Origin of the sequence: Vibrio sp. 10N.286.46.A8 (assembly GCF_041470165.1) — a bacterium.
In the GTDB taxonomy this organism is placed as follows: domain Bacteria; phylum Pseudomonadota; class Gammaproteobacteria; order Enterobacterales; family Vibrionaceae; genus Vibrio; species Vibrio tasmaniensis_A.
Genome location: NZ_JBFRLX010000150.1, coordinates 1 through 3,632, shown reverse-complemented (window position 1 = coordinate 3,632; position 3,632 = coordinate 1). Strand labels below are relative to the sequence as shown.

4 protein-coding genes and 1 pseudogene are annotated in these 3,632 nt (G+C 44.0%); 3 read left to right on the top strand and 2 right to left on the bottom strand.

Annotated elements, in window-relative coordinates; translation table 11 throughout:
- Positions 1-55: 55 nt before the first annotated feature.
- The gene (pgm, locus tag AB4232_RS14945) at positions 56-1,702 is read right to left on the bottom strand and encodes a phosphoglucomutase (alpha-D-glucose-1,6-bisphosphate-dependent) (protein ID WP_372087441.1); all 1,647 of its coding nucleotides are present in this window, start codon (positions 1,700-1,702) and stop codon (positions 56-58) included.
- Between the two features lie 89 nt (positions 1,703-1,791).
- Positions 1,792-2,331 carry a replication initiation negative regulator SeqA gene (gene seqA, locus AB4232_RS14940; RefSeq protein WP_012604536.1) on the bottom strand — a complete coding sequence of 180 codons (540 nt, stop codon included), beginning with the start codon at positions 2,329-2,331 and terminating at the stop codon, positions 1,792-1,794.
- Positions 2,332-2,424: 93 nt separating this feature from the next.
- Here seqA and AB4232_RS14935 point away from each other — a divergent pair, with 93 nt between their 5' ends.
- The 3 genes and pseudogenes from AB4232_RS14935 to AB4232_RS14925 all read left to right on the top strand — a co-directional run.
- Positions 2,425-3,186: an alpha/beta fold hydrolase gene (locus tag AB4232_RS14935; RefSeq protein WP_012604537.1), complete on the top strand. Its 762-nt coding sequence runs from the start codon at positions 2,425-2,427 to the stop codon at positions 3,184-3,186.
- Positions 3,187-3,294: 108 nt separating this feature from the next.
- On the top strand, positions 3,295-3,513 hold the full coding sequence (locus AB4232_RS14930; protein ID WP_009847328.1) for a DUF2788 domain-containing protein: 219 nt from the start codon (positions 3,295-3,297) through the stop codon (positions 3,511-3,513).
- 39 nt (positions 3,514-3,552) lie between these two features.
- Positions 3,553-3,632 (top strand): annotated as a pseudogene (locus AB4232_RS14925) (flavodoxin); the annotation flags it as partial.

Genomic DNA, 3,632 nt, shown 5'->3' with positions numbered 1-3,632 from the left:
CTTTCACATCAACCCTTTCACTATTTACTTGATGACTCTACTAATCTGTATTCGATTATAGGCCAGCGGCTGCAAATACTTGGTTAACAATCTCTTGAGCTTCTGCTTCGATTGCTTTCAGGTGCTCTTCACCTTTAAAGCTTTCACAGTAGATCTTGTAGATGTCTTCTGTACCTGATGGACGAGCAGCAAACCAACCGTTTTCAGTCGTCACTTTTAGGCCACCAATCGCAGCACCATTACCTGGAGCGTGCGTTAAGCGTGCAGTAATTGCATCACCAGCAAGCGTCTCAGCTGAAACCATCTCTGGAGATAGCTTCTTAAGCACGTCTTTTTGTACGCCGTTAGCTACTGCTTGAATACGGTTGTACTTAGATTCGCCATGTTTAGCGGCAAGTTCTTCGTAGTATTCTTGTGGGTTCTTGCCCGTTACTGCTGTGATCTCGGCCGCAAGTAGGCAAAGAATCAGGCCATCTTTATCTGTTGACCAAGGCGTTCCGTCTTTACGTAAGAAAGATGCACCCGCACTCTCTTCACCACCGAAACCAAACTGACCGTTATATAGGCCATCAACGAACCATTTGAATCCCACTGGCACTTCGCAAAGCTCGCGACCTAAGTCAGCAACAACGCGGTCAATCAGAGCACTTGATACCAGTGTTTTACCCACTGCAACGTCTTTACCCCAACCTTCACGGTTGCGGTATAAGTAGTCAATACACACCGCTAGGAAGTGGTTGGGATTCATCAAGCCTTTTGGCGTAACAATGCCGTGGCGATCGTAGTCTGGGTCGTTGCCAAACGATAATTGATAGTCGTCTTTAAGTGCCAGTAAACCTGCCATTGCGTATGGAGAAGAACAGTCCATACGAACCACACCGTCTTTGTCTAGAGACATAAATTGGAACGAAGGATCAACCGCTTCACTGACCAGAGTCAGGTCTAGGTTGTACGCTTTGCCAATTTGACGCCAGTAATCAATACCGCTACCACCCAGTGGATCAACACCAATCTTGATGTTTGCTTTCTGGATTGCTTCCATATCAACCACGTTAACCAAGTCAGCAACGTAAGGAGCAACTAAATCAACTTCTTTCACTAGCTCAGACTGTTTAGCCTGTGCGATAGGAGTGCGCTTAACGCCTTGCATTTGCTCAGCAATGATAACATTCGCACGATCTTCAATCGCTTGAGTCAGTTCAGCTTCAGCAGGGCCACCGTGTGTCGGGTTGTATTTAATGCCCCCGTCTTGAGGTGGGTTATGTGAAGGCGTGATAACAATGCCGTCCGCTTTTTTATCATTCACTAGATTGTGCGTAAGAATCGCGTGCGAGATACCTGGAGTTGGAGTAAAGCCATTGTTTTCTTGAACGATAACTTCAACGCCGTTTGCAACTAGCACTTCAATAACCGTAGAAAAAGCAGGCTCAGATAGAGCGTGAGTATCTTTGCCTAAGAAAAGTGGGCCTGTTGTACCTTGATCGGCACGAACCTCAGCAACCGCTTGTGCGATCGCTAGAATGTGGTTTTCATTAAATGTTGATTTGTCTGCTGTACCGCGGTGACCTGAAGTACCGAACAGTACTTTATGATCTGGGTTAGTAGCATCCGGTTGCTGTAAGAAATAGTTTGCAACTAAAGCCGGGATATTATGAAGATCTTCCTGCTGAGCTTTCTGCCCGGCACGAGGGTGCATAGCCATTATCGACATCCTTATATAAAATTTAAAAACAAAAAAACCTCATAATATCTTCTTAGCCATGGATATTATGAGGTTTAAATCAGATTTCGTTAAATTGAACCTGTTACTTTTTCTATCAATTCTGCTTGGAAATTCATGCGGCTCATAAGCTGTTCAACCATCTGTCTTTTTCGGCTTGTATTGTTATTCGTAATAACCCAAAAAGGACTTTGTGGAATAGCTTTAGGCTTAGTGGTGTTGCCGTTTGCTAACAACGTCGCTTCGTTGTCTGCAAAGTAAACACGCTTGCGGCCCTTTACTTGAGTTGCTTCTGAAAAGCTTAAAGGGTCGATTTTATGCAGTGTTGATAACACAAGCATGAAACGATCAATGGCTTTCTTTAGTGATGCAAACTCATCTGATATTAGTAGTGAGCGCATTTCTTTAACGCCATCGAACTTCTCTGGAGTAAAGCCTACCTCTTTGCTAACAACGATACCTTTTGGCTCAACGATCTCTTCGATCGGAACCGTGCCTTGGTTATCAACCAGTAACAAGCGGCGCAGAATATCTGAAGCGCTTTCGCCAATACGTTCTGTCTGACCCGCAATAAAACGGTATAGGTCCTCATCAACCTCAATTGTTTTCATTCGCTTTTCACAATCTCAATGTTTAAACTCTGAGGGATTATAGCGAGATCCGCGCGGATACTCTACGTCAAACCCACCATGAATAAGATAAAAATGTCAGTACAGCTCAACTATAAAATTGAAGGTGAGGGTCACACCATTGTTTTGATCCATGGATTATTCGGAAATTTGGACAACCTTGGCTTGCTCGCTAGGGATCTAAAAGCCGATCATCAGGTACTTAGCATCGATCTACGTAACCACGGTCAATCTTTCCATAATGACACTCATAATTATCAAGCTATGGCACAAGATGTGGCTCAACTGCTGAATGTTCTTGAGCTAGAAGATGTCACTGTGATTGGTCACTCGATGGGTGGCAAGGTAGCGATGGCACTGACACAACATCTGACGCTGCGTAAATTGATTGTCTTAGATATGGCACCAGTTGCGTACACCCAAAGTCGTCACGACAACGTATTCGCAGGCCTACAAGCTGTGATAGAAGAAAAACCGACATCACGCTCAGAGGCGCTTAAGGTCCTCGCAAAACATATCGAAATTGATGGGGTTCGCCAGTTCTTAACGAAATCTTTGTTCAAATCAGAACAAGGCATCATGGAATGGCGTTTCAATGTTGCCTCGCTATTAAACAACTACCCACAGATTATTGGTTGGGAACCGATTGACAAAACCTCAGTCAAAACCTTGCTAATCAAGGGTGGTGACTCAGATTACCTGACGGCTGAACATCAAACCGCCGTTCAACAGCAGTTTTCCAACGCAAAGGCACATGTTATCGCCAATACTGGACATTGGCTACACGCGGAAAAGCCCGCTGAAGTGCTCCGTGCAATAAGAAAATTCATCACTTAGATAGGTTGATTAGTCGATATAAATGAGAGCTGTGTAATCACAGCAGATTAACTTTATCTCACAACAGTGATATAGTGCGCCCAAGCAAATTTGGTATATAAGGTTCCCATGCTTTACGACTACATGAACATCATTGAATCTGTTGGTTTAGATCTTCTGTTTGCCGCGATTTTCTTTCTAATCGGAATGGCAATTAAAGACGTTCTAAAGCAGGGAAATGTTCCTGCATTTGGTCGTCGTATCGTATGGTTAGTACTTTTCCTTGGCTGCGCAGGCTTTATCGCAAAAGGGATAATCCAACTAAGCTGGGAAGGAACTGGAATCTAACGATTTCCTCCGAACTTTATTACACCGACAACAGACAAAATGAAAGGTAATGATTCTATGGCAAGTGTAGGTCTCTTCTTTGGTAGCGATACAGGTAACACTGAAGCTGTTGCTAAGAT